A 13482-nucleotide genomic window follows, 5' to 3' on the forward strand; every position below is an offset into this window, starting at 1 on the left:
AGCTCCCACAGGTACCGCACCTGCCTTGAAAGCTGCGCAGTACCTGTGGGAGCTGGCTTGCCGGCGATAGGGCCCTGGCAGGTAAATCAGCTCCCACAGACACAGCGACTTGCTTGAAAGCTACGCTGTACCCTGTGGGAGCTGGCTTGCCGGCGATGAGGCCCTTGCAGGTAGATCAGCGCTTGGCAGCCATCGCAGTCACTTCCACGCGCATGCCGTCGAATGCCAGCGAGGCCACGCCCACTGCAGCACGCACCGGCCAAGGTTTGCTGAAGAAGCGCTGGTACACCTCGTTGAACGCCGCGCGGTCGGCCATGTCGGTCAGGTAGATGGTCAGGTGCAACACCCGGTCCATGCCGCTGCCGGCCTTCTCCAGTGCCACCTTCAGCGCCTGCAGGGTGCACTCGCTTTGCTCGACGATGCCGCCCAGCTCCAGGCTGCCGTCGGCGTGGGTCGGGATTTGCGTGGTGACCAGCACGCCGTTGTACTCGGCGACGTCGGAGGAAATCGACTCGGCGTCCGGGTCCGGGGTGTAGATGATGTCTGCATTTGCCATGGTGGGTGGTGCCTTGCACGGAAGGAAAACGGCAAGCCTACGCGAGCACACGGGGCGGGTCGAGGGTGCCCTGGTGTTTGAAATGCGCGGCATTCGCCGTCAGAATCGCGGCCGATTGCAAAACCAGGGGTTTACGTTGAACGAACAGACTTTGTCCAGGCGCCTGGAGCGCGTGGCCGCCCATGTGCCACAGGGCGCGCGCCTGGCCGACATTGGCTCGGACCACGGCTTTCTGCCGGTGGCCTTGATGTTACGCGGCGTAATTGAGGCCGGGGTGGCAGGTGAGGTGGCGCAGACGCCGTTCGCTTCGGCCCAGCGCACTGTGCGCAGGAACGGGCTGGAAGACCGCGTCACCGTGCGCCTGGCCGATGGGCTGGCAGCGGTCGAGCCGCAAGACCGTATCTCGGTGGTGAGCCTGTGCGGCATGGGCGGCGAAACCATGTGCGAGATCCTGCAGGCCGGCAAGCAGCGCCTGGGCGGCGTTATGCGCCTGGTGCTACAGCCCAATGGCGCCGAGCGCGATTTGCGCCAGTGGCTGGCGGGCAATGGCTACCGGATCGTCAGTGAAGAATTGCTGCGGGAAAACCGCTTCGACTACGAAATTATCGTTGCCGAGCCGGGTGTGGCGGTGTACACCGCTGAACAGCTGTACTTTGGCCCGGTGCTGATGCAGGAAAAAAGCGAGGCGTTCCTGGCCAAATGGCGGCGCATGCTGCGGCAGAAGCAGCAGACCTTGGCCAATTTCCAGCGGGCCCGGGACGCTGTGCCTCAGGCAAAGATTGACGACTTCAACCAGCAGGTGGGCTGGATCACCCAGGTACTGGGCTGACTTACTGTTGCGAGCAGTTGCCCATTTCCCGGTAAGCGACTTCGCGCTTCTGGCCCTGGTGGTCGACGTACACCATGTGTGCGGTGCCCACCTCGCAGTCGGCGGCGTTGCTGGCCGGGGTGATGGAGATGACTTTGGCCACATCCAGCGGCATGCCGTATTCGTAGTTGCTGCTGCTGACCGCCTGGTTGATACCGGTATCGGCAAAAGCACCCCACGAAGCAAGGGCAGCGGCAACGGCAAGGACAGCGATCGAACGTTTCATGGCAGGCTCCTTTTTTCAATGTATGCCTAATGATGTATTCATTGGTCATGCACAATAAAGGGGCTATTTCGTGATAGATTCCTGCGAGTAACGCAAGAATAAGACCGAACAAGGAGCACACCTTCATGGACATGCTGCATGCCATGCGTACCTTCGCCCGTGTGGTGGAATGTGGCAGCTTCGCTGCGGCCGCCAACGCCCTGGATATTTCTGCGGCGCAGGTGTCGCGCATCGTTGCCGAGCTGGAAAACCAGCTGCAGACCCGCTTGCTGCACCGCACCACACGGCGCTTGCGCATGAGCGAGGCGGGCGAGCGGTTTCTTGAGCGGGCGCGGCAGATCATGCTGTTGACCGAAGAGGCGGTAGGCGAAGCCCGAGGCGCGCACCTGACCCCACGTGGCCACCTGCGTTTACACTGCCCGCACGGCCTGGGGCTGTTACTGATGCCGCTGGTAGCGGGTTATAACGCGCTGTTTCCGGACGTGGTGATCGAACTGACCCTGTCGCAGCGCAATCCCGACCCACTGGCCGAAGGGCATGATGTGGTGATTACCGTCGACGGCGCGCTGCCGGATTCGCAGTTGATCGCGGTGCCGCTGGGTAACATTTTCAGCATTCCCTGCGCAGCTCCTGCTTATCTGGAAGCCCACGGTGTGCCCGAGCGCCCCGAAGACTTGCACAACCACCGTTGCCTGCGCATGGCTTACCCGATGTATGAAGGCGACTGGGTGTTCCCGCAGGGGGTTGACCAGTGCGTGATTGCGCCGAACGACAGCTTCTCGACCAACGTTGCCGACGCCATGCTGGTGGCCAGCGAGCTGGGCATGGGCATTGGCCTGCTGCCGTTCTACACCGCCAGCGAGGCGATCGGGCAGGGGCGCTTGTGCCGCTTGCTGGCGCCGTACCGGTTGAGGGAGAGTGCGCTGTACGCAATGTACCCGTCCCGGCATTACCTGGATGCCAAGGTGCGTACCTGGATCGACTACCTCAAGGAGCAGTTGCCGGCGTTGTTCGAGGGGCATGCCAGGGTGGTGGATGATGTGCGGTATTGGCGCTGAGGCATTTCAAGCAAATTTTTGCACTGCCTGTACTGGCCTTATCGCCGGCAAGCCAGCTCCCACAAGGTTCGCCATAGGTTCTGAAGGCAGTGCAGTACCTGTGGGAGCTGGCTTGCCGGCGATGGGCCGCACAGCGGCCCCGATATCCCACCTGCTTACAGCGGATAGTGCCTCAACTCCCGCGCAATCAGCATGCGCTGAATCTCGCTTGATCCTTCGTAAATCTGGGTAATCCGTGCATCGCGGTAATAGCGCTCCACCGGGTAATCCTCCAGGTAGCCATAGCCGCCGTGCACCTGGATCGCCATCGAGCACACCCGCTCGGCCATTTCCGAAGCAAACAGCTTGGCCTGTGACGCCTCTGACAGGCACGGCTTGCCGGCGCTGCGCAACCGCGCAGCATGCAAAATCAGCAAACGCGCAGCATTCACCTGCACCTGCATGTCGGCCAGCAGGTTGGCGATGCTCTGGTGTTCGTTGATCGGCTTGCCGAACTGCACGCGGTCACGCGAGTAGACCAGCGCCGCTTCGAACGCGGCGCGGGCAATGCCCAACGCCTGGGCAGCAATGCCGATACGGCCGCCTTCAAGGTTGGACAAGGCGATCGCAAGGCCCTTGCCACGCTCGCCGAGCATGTTGGCGGCCGGAATGCGGCAGTTGTCGAAGGTGACTGCGCAGGTGTCAGAGGCGCGGATGCCCATCTTGTGCTCGCTGCGGTCAACCTTGAAGCCCGGGTTGTCGGTGGGCACCAGGAACGCCGACAGGCCTTTCTTGCCCAACTCCGGGTCGGTCACCGCGAAGACAATGGCCAAACCGGCACGCCGGGCATTGCTGACAAACTGTTTGGCGCCATTGATCACCCAGTGCCCATCCACCCGCTCGGCACGGGTGCGCAGGTTGTGTGCCTCGGAGCCGGCCTGCGGCTCGGTCAGGCAGAAGCAGCCAATCACCTCGCCGGTGGCCAGGCGCGGCAGCCACTGCTGCTGTTGCTCGGCAGTGCCGTAGGCCAGCAGCGGGCCACAGCCCACCGAGTTGTGGATGCTCATCATCGCCCCGGTGGCACCGCAACCAGCGGCGATTTCTTCCACCGCCAGGGCGTAGGCAACGTAGTCGGTGTAGCTGCCGCCGAAGTCCTCCGGCACCACCATGCCCAGCAGGCCCAGTTCGCCCATTTTGCGCACCACGCCGTCATCGATCCAGCCGGCCTTTTCCCAGGCCTGGGCATGCGGGGCGATCTCGCCACGGGCAAAGTCCCGGGCCATGTCGCGGATCATGATCTGTTCTTCGCTCAGTTCCAGGTCTTGCATCTGTGTACTCCCGGGCTCACAGGCCTTCGAAGAATTGGTCGACCCGCTGGCGCTGCAGTGCAGCCAGGGTCGGCGGGTTCCAGCGCGGTTGCTTGTCCTTGTCGATGATCAGCGCCCGCACGCCCTCGATGATGTCGCCATGCCGGAACCACTGGCGGTCCAGGTGCAGCTCCATGGCAAAGCACTCGTCCAGGCCCAGCTGGCGCCCGCGGCGCAGCATCTCCAGGGTAACCGCCATGGCCAGCGGCGAGCGGCTTTCCAGCTGGTCGGCGGTGGCAACGGCCCAGGCGTGGCTGTCGCCAATGCTGACCGCGCGCAGTTGCTCGACGATGGCTGGCATGTCGGGCAGGGCGAAGAAGTGGTCGATGACCGGGCGCAGTTTTTCCAGTGGTGCATCGCCCAGTACCTGGGTGCCGAGCTTGGCCAGCAGGTTCTGCAGGTCTTTCAGCGGGTTGTCGCCGAACGCCAGTTGGTCGAGGCCTTGGTCCAGCGCCGTGATCTGCTCGCTGGCCAGGTACCAGTCGGCCAGGCCGCAGTACAAGGCGTCGGCCGCCTGGATCTGCGCGCCGCTGACACCCAGGTAGATGCCCAGCTCGCCCGGGAGGCGCGACAGGAAATAGCTGCCGCCCACGTCCGGGAAGTAGCCGATGCCGACTTCGGGCATGCCCAGCCGGCTGCGTTCGGTCACCACGCGCAAATCGCAGCCTTGGGCCAGGCCCATGCCGCCACCGAGGGTGAAGCCGTCCATCAGCACCAGCACCGGCTTACGGTAGCGGTGGATGACCAGGTCGAGGGCGTATTCCTCGACGAAGAAGGTTTCGTGCAGCGTGTCGCCGGCCTTGAAGCTGTCGTGCAGCGAGCGGATATCGCCGCCGGCACAAAAGCCCTTGGGGCCTTCGCCGCGCAACACCACCGCGCGCACGTGTGGGTCTTCAGCCCACTGGTCCAGGTGCTGGCGCAGGCTACGGACCATGTCCAGGGTCAGTGCATTGAGGCCAGCGGGGCGGTTCAGGGTCAGGTGGCCGACCTGGTTGCGGACATCGGCCAATACGTGGTCGGTTGCCGAGGTGTGAGCGTGCGCAGTCATTGCGTTCTCCCTGCTTTGTTATTGATTTTCCAAGTGAAGTCTGGAGTTCGCTGGAGGATCGCAGAATCCTGTCATGCGAATTTGCCTTGCACAATCGACAATTCTGCAGGGGGTTTCTGCAATTTTGTCGGGTCCTGTTTGAGCATTGTAGAGTTTGGCTTGGGTTTTGTGGTGTTGCTGATATCGAGCGCCGCCCGCGCGGCGCTTCGCGGGGCAAGCCCGCTCCCACATCTGTTTCGGGCCAATTATTCCTGTGGCATTGGCGCGCGGCCCCTTGGCGCCTTCCTCAATATGGAGTCGGCCAAACAAGGCGGCCAAAGGTGACCTCACAGGAGGTACTGGCCCGAAACAGATGTGGGAGCGGGCTTGCCCCGCGAAGCGCCGCGCGGGCGGCGCTCGATCTGATAGGCGCCACAATCTTTAACCTGATCGTAACGATTCGCGATCGAGCTTGATTGATACCCCAACCACCCCAGCCCTATGGTGACCTCACGACAGCGAACCCGTGGAGTCACCCATGACAACAACGCAGAATCCACCGCCGCAATGGTCGCGGCGGCGTGCAGAAAAGCAGCGCCGCCTTGACCGGGTCCGCCACCTCGCCGACGGCGTGGTGCTGCCTACCGAGCGTATCGTCGAAGCCCTGGAACTGTTACTGGCCCCCGGGGACCGCGTGGTGCTTGAAGGCAACAACCAGAAACAGGCCGACTTCCTCTCGCGTTCGCTGGCCAAGGTCGACCCCGGGCGGTTGCACGACCTGCACATGATCATGCCCAGCGTCAGCCGTGCCGAGCACCTGGACTTGTTCGAACGTGGCATCGCCCGCAAGCTCGACTTCTCCTTCGCCGGCCCGCAAAGCCTGCGCATCGGCCAACTGCTGGAAGACGGCCTGCTCGAAGTCGGCGCCATCCATACCTATATCGAGCTGTATTCGCGGCTGCTGGTCGACCTGATCCCCAACGTCACCCTGGTGGCCGGCTTCATGGCCGACCGCGACGGCAACCTGTTCACCGGCCCCAGCACCGAGGACACCCCGGCTCTGGTGGAACCGGCCGCGTTCAGCGACGGCATCGTCATTGCCCAGGTCAACCAGTTGGTGGACCACGTCGACGACCTGCCACGGGTCGACATTCCGGCGTCGTGGGTGGATTTCGTAGTGGTCGCGGACCAACCCTTCTATATAGAACCGCTGTTCACCCGCGACCCGCGCCATATCAAGCCGGTGCATGTGCTGATGGCAATGATGGCCATTCGCGGCATTTACGAAAAACACCAGGTGCAGTCGCTGAACCATGGCATTGGCTTCAATACTGCGGCCATCGAGCTGATCCTGCCCACCTACGGCGAGTCGCTGGGCCTGAAGGGCAAAATTTGCCGCAACTGGACACTAAACCCGCACCCCACGCTGATCCCGGCCATCGAGACCGGCTGGGTCCAAAGCGTGCATTGCTTCGGTACCGAGCTGGGCATGGAGGACTATATCGCCCAGCGCCCGGACGTGTTCTTCACCGGCCGCGACGGCTCGCTGCGCTCGAACCGCATGATGTGCCAGTTGGCCGGGCAGTACGCCGTCGACCTGTTCATTGGTGCGACCTTGCAGGTAGATGGCGATGGCCACTCCTCGACCGTGACCCGTGGCCGCCTGGCCGGCTTTGGCGGTGCGCCGAACATGGGCCACGACCCACGCGGCCGGCGCCACGCAACCCCGGCCTGGCTGGACATGACCGTGCCGCAAACCCTGCTTGAGCGCGGTCGCAAGCTGGTGGTGCAAATGGTCGAGACGTATCAGGAAGGCGGCAAGCCAACCTTCGTGGAAACCCTTGATGCCGTGGAAGTCGCGAAAAAGGCTGGCATGCCGCTGGCGCCGGTGATGATCTACGGCGACGACGTCACCCACCTGCTGACCGAAGAGGGCATTGCCTACCTGTACAAGGCGCGCAGCCTGGAAGAGCGCCAGCAGATGATCGCCGCCGTGGCCGGGGTTACCGCCATCGGCCTGCGCCACGACCCCAAGGGCACCGTGCGCCTGCGTCAGCAAGGCCTGGTGGCCTTGCCCGAAGACCTCGGCATCCGCCGCACCGACGCCAGCCGCGAGCTGCTGGCCGCGCGCAGCATTGCCGACCTGGTCGAATGGTCTGGCGGCCTGTACAACCCGCCTGCACGGTTCAGGAGCTGGTAATGAAAGCACTCGACTTGCAACCGCATGGGTATTACGTGGGCCCTGTGGGAGCGGGTTTACCCGCGAAGAGGCCACCCCAGACAACCCAAATCCAACTGCCCGACCACCTCGCCGACCTTGCCATAGAAGCCCTGATCGACGAAGCCGACCTGTCCCCCAAACCCGGCCTGGTCGACCGCCGCAGCAATGGCGCCCACCCCGACATGTCCCTGGCCATGATGCACGCCTCGGCCCTGGCCCTATGGCCTTGCCTGCGCAACATGGCCGAAGCCGCCCAGGCCATCGGCACCATCAACCCACCGCTGCGCGCCACATTGGGCCAGCTCGGCCGCGAAGGCGAGGCCGCAATGCTGGCTGCAACCCACGGCATCAACACCCACCGTGGCGCAATCTGGGCCCTGGGCCTGCTGGTAGCTGCCAAGGCCCTCGACCCCAATGTTGACGCCGGCACCCTGGCCGCCCGCGCCGGGCGCATCGCCCTGTTCGACGACCCGGCCATGCCGCAGCAGCACAGCCATGGCCAGGCGGTGCGCCAGCGTTACGGCAGCAGCGGTGCCCGCGAACAGGCACAACAAGGCTTCCCAGCGGTCATCAATTACGGCCTGCCACAACTGCTGCGCAGCCGCGCCGCTGGCGCCAGCGAGCCACACGCGCGGCTCGACGCTTTGCTGGCAATCATGGCCGTGCTCAGCGACACCTGCGTGCTTTGGCGTAGCGGCCCGGCCGGCTTGGCCACCGTACAGCAAGGCGCGCGCGCCGTACTCGCTGCAGGCGGCAGCGCCAGCCTGGCCGGGCGCCGGCAGCTGCGCGCGCTCGACCAGCAACTGCTGCACCTGAACGCCTCACCGGGCGGCGCCGCCGATCTGCTGGCCGCCTGCCTGTTCCTCGACAAAGCCGGGAGCCTGTGACATGGAAACCCTGACCTTCAATTTCCCCGCCGCCGAGCCGGGGCGCGGCCGCACGCTGGTGGGCTGTGTCAGCTCCGGCGACCTCGAAGTGCTGATCGAACCCGGCACTGCCGGCAGCCTGCAAATCCAGGTGGTGACCTCGGTCAACGGCAGTGCTGCGCGCTGGGCACAACTGTTCCAGCGCCTGTTCGAAGGCCGTGCCTGGCCGGCTGTGAACATCGACATCCATGACTTCGGCGCCACCCCTGGCGTGGTACGCCTGCGCCTGGAGCAAGGCTTCGAGGAGATCGCCCATGACTGATACCGCACGCTTGCTGCGCAGCCGCAGCTTTGTCGAACTGGGCGCCCGCCAGCGCGCCCGCGCCGTGCTCGACCCTGGCAGCTTCCGCGAACTGCTTGGCCCCTTCGACCGCCTGATGTCGCCGTGGCTGCCGCGCCAGGGCATCGTGCCCCAGGCCGATGATGGCGTGGTCATCGCCAAGGGCCTGCTGAACGGGCGCAACGCCGTGGCTGCCGCCATTGAAGGCGGTTTTCAGGGCGGCAGCATGGGCGAAGTGGGCGGCGCCAAAATTGCCGGCGCCCTGGAACTGGCCATTGAAGACAACCGCAACGGCATCCCCACGTGTGCGGTGTTGCTGCTGGAAACCGGTGGTGTGCGTTTGCAGGAGGCCAACCTGGGCCTGGCGGCGATTGCCGAAATCCAGGCGGCGATTGTCGAGCTGCGCAGCTGGCAGCCGGTGATCGGGCTGATTGCCGGTGCGGTCGGTTGCTTTGGTGGCATGTCCATCGCCGCAGGGCTGTGCAGCCACCTGCTGGTCACCCGTGAAGCGCGCCTGGGCCTGAACGGGCCACAGGTGATCGAGCAGGAAGCCGGTATTGCCGAGTACGACGCCAAGGACCGGCCCTTCATCTGGAGCCTGAGCGGCGGCGAACAGCGCCATGCCAGCGGGCTGGTCGATGGCTATGTGGCCGACGACATCGATGCCCTGCGCGAACGCCTGTTGCAACTGCTCGACACGCCTGCCACGGAGCGTGCCAGCCAGCACGCCTGGTTCCTCGAACGCTTGGCCCGGCTGGGGGCTGACTGCCCGCAACTGGATGCCGCTGCTGTGCGTGCCCTTTACCAAGGAGAAGCCAAATGAACCGTGCCTTGAACTGGCTGCCGGGCCTGGCCGGCGGGCAAGCCTTGCCGGGCTACCCTGCATCGTTACAGGTCATCGACGGCGAACTGGACAACCGCCTGGCGCGCTTCATTGCCGTGGTACCGGATGCCGACAACCCGTTCCCTCGGGCCCGTTCGGGGGAAGTCGGCCTGCTGGAAGGCTGGGGGCTGGCCAAGGCTGTGAATGACGCAGTAGAGGCTGACCGCGAGGGCCAGAAGCGTGCGATTGTCGCGGTCATCGATGTGCCCAGCCAGGCCTATGGTCGTCGCGAGGAAGCCTTGGGGATTCATCAGGCCTTGGCCGGCGCCGTACAGGCTTATGCCCGGGCACGCCTGGCTGGGCACCCGGTGGTCGGCCTGCTGGTCGGCAAGGCCATGTCCGGCGCCTTCCTGGCCCACGGCTACCAGGCTCAGCGGCTGATAGCCCTGGACGATGCCGGGGTGATGGTGCACGCCATGGGCAAGGCGGCAGCAGCGCGGATCACACTGCGCAGCGTCGAACAACTGGAAGCCCTGGCCGCCGAAGTACCGCCAATGGCCTACGACCTGGCCAGCTATGCCTCGCTGGGGTTGCTGTGGCGCCGGCTGACGGTAGGCAATGCCGAGGCGCCAAGCAGCGCTGACGTCGCCCAGGTACGTGCCTGCCTGGCCGACGCCATACGGGATATCGGCAGCTCGACAGACCTCTCGTCGCGGTTGGCCGGTGAACACCGTAGTGCCTCGCGGCAAGTGCGTGAACAGCTGCGCCGCCAGTGGCAGGGGGCTTGAGATGAACGCGCCACGGCCGCACGACCTGCTTTGGGGGATGCCCGTGTCGGGCTTGCCTGCCGAGGCGCCACAGTGGGCGCGGGACGTATTGGCCAGCGGCCAGCCGGTAGTGGTGCGCCGTGCCATGTGCGAAGCCGGCTGGGTGGCGGTGGGCGTGCGTGGCCAAGGCAGGGCGCAGCGCCTGGGTGCCTTCATGCGGGTCGCCGATATCCAGCGACAGCAAGGCCCCGAAACGCTGCGCTGGCAAAGCCAAAGCCCGTGGCCTGCACTGCAAGCCTTGGCCTCGGTTATCCCAGTGTTGAATGGCAGCGGCCTGGCCTGGGGGCCGACGGGGGGTGTGGGCTACCAGACTGCTACCGGCATCGAAGTGCTCCACGCCGGCAGCGACCTGGACGTGCTGCTACGCACACCACAACCGCTGGACCGTGCACAAGCGCGGGCGCTGCTGGATATCCTCGACTGTGCGCCATGCCGTATCGACGTGCAGCTGGAAACCCCGGAAGGTGCGGTCGCTTTGCGTGAGTGGGCCGGTTTCGCGCGCCGGGTGCTGCTCAAGTCGGCCCATGGGCCGCGCCTGGTCGGCGACCCGTGGGCAGCCTTGGCGCGTGCGGCATGAGCAGCCTGTTCGCCTTCCCCGGTCAAGGCGCCCAGCAGGCCGGCATGCTGCAGTGTCTGCCGCAGGGAAGTGCGCAGTTGCTGGAGGAGGCGAGTGATGTTGTCGGCCAACAAGCCTCGGCGCTGGACAGCCAGCAAGCCTTGCAATCTACCCGCGCCGTGCAGCTGTGCCTGCTGCTGAGCGGCGTGGCCTGGGCGCGCTGGCTGATGCAGCGCAGCCCCGCGCCGGACTACGTGGCGGGCTTGTCGATCGGGGCCTACCCGGCGGCGGTCATGGCTGGCGCCCTGGGTTTTGCCGACGCGGTGCGCCTGGTGGCACTGCGTGGCGAGCTGATGCAGCGCGCCTGGCCGCAAGGCTATGGCATGACTGCACTCAGCGGCCTGGACCTGGCCAGTGTCGAACGCTTGCTGGGCGAGGTGGGCGGCGAGGTGTATGTCGCCAACCTCAACAGCGACAACCAGATTGTCATTGCCGGTAGCGATGCGGCGATGGCTGCAGTCGCGGCCAGGGCGCGCAGCCTGGGCCGCGGTGTAGCACGGCGGCTGGCGGTCAGCGTGCCGTCGCATTGCCCGTTACTCGATGGCCCGGCAGCGGAGTTGGCCAGTGCGTTCGCCACGGTCGAACTGCAACGGCCCAGTATCACGTACCTCAGTGGCAGCAGCGCGCGGCCGATCTTCGACCCCCAGCGCCTGCGTGACGACCTTGCCGGCAACATGGCGCGGGTGGTGGATTGGCGTGCGACATTGCGCAACGCCTATGAACGCGGGGTACGCCTGCACCTGGAAATGCCGCCGGGCAGCGTGCTCAGTGGCCTGGCGCGGCCGGTGTTCGAACAGGGCAGGGTGGTGGCGGTGGAAAGTACCCGCTGGGACAGCCTGGATGCGCTGCTGCGCCAGGAGGTGGCCCAGAGCCGATGATGCCAACTGCTTCCGACTAGCAGGATTACGCGGTCATTGTAGGAGCGGCCTTGCGTCGCGATAGGGCCGCAAAGCGGCCCCGGCATTCTAAGCAGCGAAGCTGAAATCTTGGGGCCGCTGCGCAGCCCTATCGCGACACAAGGCCGCTCCTACAGGTCCGTAGCGACGGCACAAGTGTGTGTATACAAGAACAACAACAAGCAACTTCGACACTATCCGAGGACAACAACAATGATCATCTATGGTGTGGCACTGCTGGCGGTCTGCACGCTCGCCGGCGTTATCGTCGGCGACTTCCTGGGCGTGCTGCTGGGCGTCAAATCCAATGTGGGCGGGGTGGGCATTGCCATGATCCTGCTGATCTGCGCACGCCTTTACATGCACCGCAACGGCGGCATGAGCAAGGAATGCGAATTCGGCGTCGGGTTCTGGGGCGCCATGTACATCCCGGTGGTGGTGGCCATGGCCGCCCAGCAGAACGTGGTCACCGCCCTGCACGGTGGGCCGGTAGCGCTGCTGGCGGCGATAGGCGCGGTGCTGGTGTGCGGTGTCACCATCGCCCTGATCAGCCGCAGCCATCGCGGCGAGCCTTTGCCTGCGCTTGAACCCACCCCGCAAGCCAATGCGCAGGTTGCCCCTGCAGGAGGTCGTTGAACATGTGGCCACTTATTGACAACGCCCTGGAACACAACGGCCTGATCACTGCTTTTGCGGTGGTCGGGGGGATCATGTGGCTGTCGGTGCTGCTGTCGAAGTACCTGACTTTCGGTCGCGTGCATGGCTCGGCCATCGCCATCGTCATCGGCCTGGTGCTGGCCTGGGTCGGCGGTACCATCACCGGTGGCCAGAAAGGCCTGGCCGACATGGCGCTGTTCTCCGGTATCGGCCTGATGGGCGGGGCCATGTTGCGCGACTTCGCCATCGTCGCCACGGCCTTCGAGGTGCAGGCCACCGAAGCGCGCCGGGCCGGGATGATCGGCGCGGTGGCGCTGCTGCTGGGCACGGTGCTGCCGTTCATTGTCGGTGCGGCGGTGGCGTATGCCTTTGGTTACCGCGATGCAGTGAGCATGACCACCATCGGCGCGGGTGCGGTGACCTATATCGTCGGGCCGGTGACCGGGGCGGCGTTGGGTGCCAGCTCGGATGTGATGGCCCTGTCGATTGCAACAGGGCTGATCAAGGCGATTCTGGTGATGGTGTTCACCCCGGTGTCGGCGCGGCTACTGGCACTGGACAATCCGCGCTCGGCGATGGTGTTCGGCGGGTTGGCGGGGACGGTGTCGGGGGTGACGGCCGGGTTGGCTGCGACGGACCGGCGGCTGGTGCCGTATGGGGCGTTGACGGCTACCTTCCATACCGGGTTGGGGTGCTTGATGGGGCCGTCGATCCTGTACTTCTGCGTACGCGGCTTGGTTGGCTAGCCATCACATCTCCGGTGCCTGTGAGATCGAGCGCCGCCCGCGCGGCGCTTCGCGGGACAAGCCCGCTCCCACATCTATTTCGGGCCAGTCCTTCCTGTGAGGTCACCTCTGTCCGCCTTGTCTGTTCCTTTCAATATCGAAGGGGACGCAGTTTCTCTTGATCAATCTTCCAGGGGGCGCGCGCCAAAGGCACAGGAGAAACTGGCCCGAAACAAATGTGGGAGCGGGCTTGTCCCGCGAAGCGCCGCGCGGGCGGCGCTCGATTTCACAGGCGCAAAAAATGCGATGCCGAACACCTGAAACCCCACCCCCAATTCGGGGAATACCACTGGGGATTGCTCCCCAATCTGTTTCGCTTTTCAGCGCAACCCCCTGATAAAAAACACAATTCAGACCTGGCATACACCTT

15 protein-coding genes are annotated in these 13482 nt (G+C 65.0%); 11 read left to right on the forward strand and 4 right to left on the reverse strand.

What is annotated here, in order from left to right; translation table 11 throughout:
• Nucleotides 1-175: 175 nt before the first annotated feature.
• On the reverse strand, nt 176-556 hold the full coding sequence (locus ACI2KG_RS14955) for a RidA family protein (RefSeq protein WP_346644682.1): 381 nt from the start codon (nt 554-556) through the stop codon (nt 176-178).
• A 136-nt stretch (nt 557-692) separates the two neighbouring features.
• On the opposite strand from ACI2KG_RS14955, the gene ACI2KG_RS14960 reads away from it, so the two are divergent.
• Nucleotides 693-1385: a tRNA (adenine(22)-N(1))-methyltransferase gene (locus ACI2KG_RS14960; RefSeq protein WP_404662440.1), complete on the forward strand. Its 693-nt coding sequence runs from the start codon at nt 693-695 to the stop codon at nt 1383-1385.
• Between the two features lies 1 nt (nt 1386).
• Here the strand turns inward: ACI2KG_RS14960 and ACI2KG_RS14965 are convergent, their stop codons facing one another.
• On the reverse strand, nt 1387-1650 hold the full coding sequence (locus ACI2KG_RS14965) for a DUF2790 domain-containing protein (RefSeq protein WP_404662441.1): 264 nt from the start codon (nt 1648-1650) through the stop codon (nt 1387-1389).
• Nucleotides 1651-1775: 125 nt separating this feature from the next.
• On the opposite strand from ACI2KG_RS14965, the gene ACI2KG_RS14970 reads away from it, so the two are divergent.
• A complete protein-coding gene (locus tag ACI2KG_RS14970) occupies nt 1776-2708 on the forward strand; it encodes a LysR family transcriptional regulator (RefSeq protein WP_404662442.1) in 933 nt (310 codons plus the stop codon).
• Nucleotides 2709-2863: 155 nt separating this feature from the next.
• Here the strand turns inward: ACI2KG_RS14970 and ACI2KG_RS14975 are convergent, their stop codons facing one another.
• Nucleotides 2864-4015 carry an acyl-CoA dehydrogenase family protein gene (locus tag ACI2KG_RS14975; protein WP_404662443.1) on the reverse strand — a complete coding sequence of 384 codons (1152 nt, stop codon included), beginning with the start codon at nt 4013-4015 and terminating at the stop codon, nt 2864-2866.
• Nucleotides 4016-4031: 16 nt separating this feature from the next.
• A complete protein-coding gene (locus ACI2KG_RS14980; protein WP_404662444.1) occupies nt 4032-5102 on the reverse strand; it encodes an enoyl-CoA hydratase/isomerase family protein in 1071 nt (356 codons plus the stop codon).
• Between the two features lie 517 nt (nt 5103-5619).
• Between ACI2KG_RS14980 and mdcA the strand changes: the two genes are divergently transcribed.
• The 9 genes from mdcA (at nt 5620) to madM (ending at nt 13073) form a co-directional block, all read left to right on the forward strand.
• Nucleotides 5620-7281: a malonate decarboxylase subunit alpha gene (mdcA, locus tag ACI2KG_RS14985; RefSeq protein WP_404662445.1), complete on the forward strand. Its 1662-nt coding sequence runs from the start codon at nt 5620-5622 to the stop codon at nt 7279-7281.
• Nucleotides 7281-8189: a triphosphoribosyl-dephospho-CoA synthase gene (locus tag ACI2KG_RS14990; protein ID WP_404662446.1), complete on the forward strand. Its 909-nt coding sequence runs from the start codon at nt 7281-7283 to the stop codon at nt 8187-8189. The genes mdcA and ACI2KG_RS14990 overlap by 1 nt, the downstream gene beginning before the upstream one ends.
• A 1-nt stretch (nt 8190) precedes the next feature.
• A complete protein-coding gene (locus ACI2KG_RS14995) occupies nt 8191-8490 on the forward strand; it encodes a malonate decarboxylase subunit delta (RefSeq protein WP_012272082.1) in 300 nt (99 codons plus the stop codon).
• On the forward strand, nt 8483-9331 hold the full coding sequence (locus ACI2KG_RS15000; RefSeq protein ID WP_404662447.1) for a biotin-independent malonate decarboxylase subunit beta: 849 nt from the start codon (nt 8483-8485) through the stop codon (nt 9329-9331). The genes ACI2KG_RS14995 and ACI2KG_RS15000 overlap by 8 nt, the downstream gene beginning before the upstream one ends.
• Nucleotides 9328-10119: a biotin-independent malonate decarboxylase subunit gamma gene (mdcE, locus tag ACI2KG_RS15005; protein ID WP_404662448.1), complete on the forward strand. Its 792-nt coding sequence runs from the start codon at nt 9328-9330 to the stop codon at nt 10117-10119. Before ACI2KG_RS15000 ends, mdcE begins: the two co-directional genes overlap by 4 nt.
• A gap of 1 nt (nt 10120) precedes the next feature.
• Entirely contained in the window at nt 10121-10735 is a 615-nt protein-coding gene (locus ACI2KG_RS15010; protein WP_404662449.1) for a malonate decarboxylase holo-ACP synthase, read from the forward strand.
• Nucleotides 10732-11652: a malonate decarboxylase subunit epsilon gene (gene mdcH / locus ACI2KG_RS15015; RefSeq protein WP_404662450.1), complete on the forward strand. Its 921-nt coding sequence runs from the start codon at nt 10732-10734 to the stop codon at nt 11650-11652. The genes ACI2KG_RS15010 and mdcH overlap by 4 nt, the downstream gene beginning before the upstream one ends.
• 231 nt (nt 11653-11883) lie before the next feature.
• Nucleotides 11884-12306: a malonate transporter subunit MadL gene (gene madL, locus ACI2KG_RS15020; protein WP_400617909.1), complete on the forward strand. Its 423-nt coding sequence runs from the start codon at nt 11884-11886 to the stop codon at nt 12304-12306.
• 2 nt (nt 12307-12308) lie between these two features.
• Nucleotides 12309-13073, forward strand: coding sequence for a malonate transporter subunit MadM (madM, locus tag ACI2KG_RS15025; RefSeq protein ID WP_404662451.1), 765 nt, complete (start codon nt 12309-12311; stop codon nt 13071-13073).
• The last annotated feature ends 409 nt before the right edge of the window (nt 13074-13482 follow it).

Source organism: Pseudomonas sp. NPDC089407, assembly GCF_044900445.1.
Lineage (GTDB): Bacteria > Pseudomonadota > Gammaproteobacteria > Pseudomonadales > Pseudomonadaceae > Aquipseudomonas.

What these genes read in the sequence shown, in the direction of transcription:
- ACI2KG_RS14955 (WP_346644682.1), bottom strand. Translation starts at nt 556, where the DNA reads ATGGCAAATGCAGACATCATCTACACCCCGGACCCGGACGCCGAGTCG.
- ACI2KG_RS14965 (WP_404662441.1), bottom strand. Translation starts at nt 1,650, where the DNA reads ATGAAACGTTCGATCGCTGTCCTTGCCGTTGCCGCTGCCCTTGCTTCG.
- ACI2KG_RS14970 (WP_404662442.1), top strand. Translation starts at nt 1,776, where the DNA reads ATGGACATGCTGCATGCCATGCGTACCTTCGCCCGTGTGGTGGAATGT.
- ACI2KG_RS14975 (WP_404662443.1), bottom strand. Translation starts at nt 4,015, where the DNA reads ATGCAAGACCTGGAACTGAGCGAAGAACAGATCATGATCCGCGACATG.
- ACI2KG_RS14980 (WP_404662444.1), bottom strand. Translation starts at nt 5,102, where the DNA reads ATGACTGCGCACGCTCACACCTCGGCAACCGACCACGTATTGGCCGAT.
- mdcA (WP_404662445.1), top strand. Translation starts at nt 5,620, where the DNA reads ATGACAACAACGCAGAATCCACCGCCGCAATGGTCGCGGCGGCGTGCA.
- ACI2KG_RS14990 (WP_404662446.1), top strand. Translation starts at nt 7,281, where the DNA reads ATGAAAGCACTCGACTTGCAACCGCATGGGTATTACGTGGGCCCTGTG.
- ACI2KG_RS14995 (WP_012272082.1), top strand. Translation starts at nt 8,191, where the DNA reads ATGGAAACCCTGACCTTCAATTTCCCCGCCGCCGAGCCGGGGCGCGGC.
- ACI2KG_RS15000 (WP_404662447.1), top strand. Translation starts at nt 8,483, where the DNA reads ATGACTGATACCGCACGCTTGCTGCGCAGCCGCAGCTTTGTCGAACTG.
- mdcE (WP_404662448.1), top strand. Translation starts at nt 9,328, where the DNA reads ATGAACCGTGCCTTGAACTGGCTGCCGGGCCTGGCCGGCGGGCAAGCC.
- ACI2KG_RS15010 (WP_404662449.1), top strand. Translation starts at nt 10,121, where the DNA reads ATGAACGCGCCACGGCCGCACGACCTGCTTTGGGGGATGCCCGTGTCG.
- mdcH (WP_404662450.1), top strand. Translation starts at nt 10,732, where the DNA reads ATGAGCAGCCTGTTCGCCTTCCCCGGTCAAGGCGCCCAGCAGGCCGGC.
- madL (WP_400617909.1), top strand. Translation starts at nt 11,884, where the DNA reads ATGATCATCTATGGTGTGGCACTGCTGGCGGTCTGCACGCTCGCCGGC.
- madM (WP_404662451.1), top strand. Translation starts at nt 12,309, where the DNA reads ATGTGGCCACTTATTGACAACGCCCTGGAACACAACGGCCTGATCACT.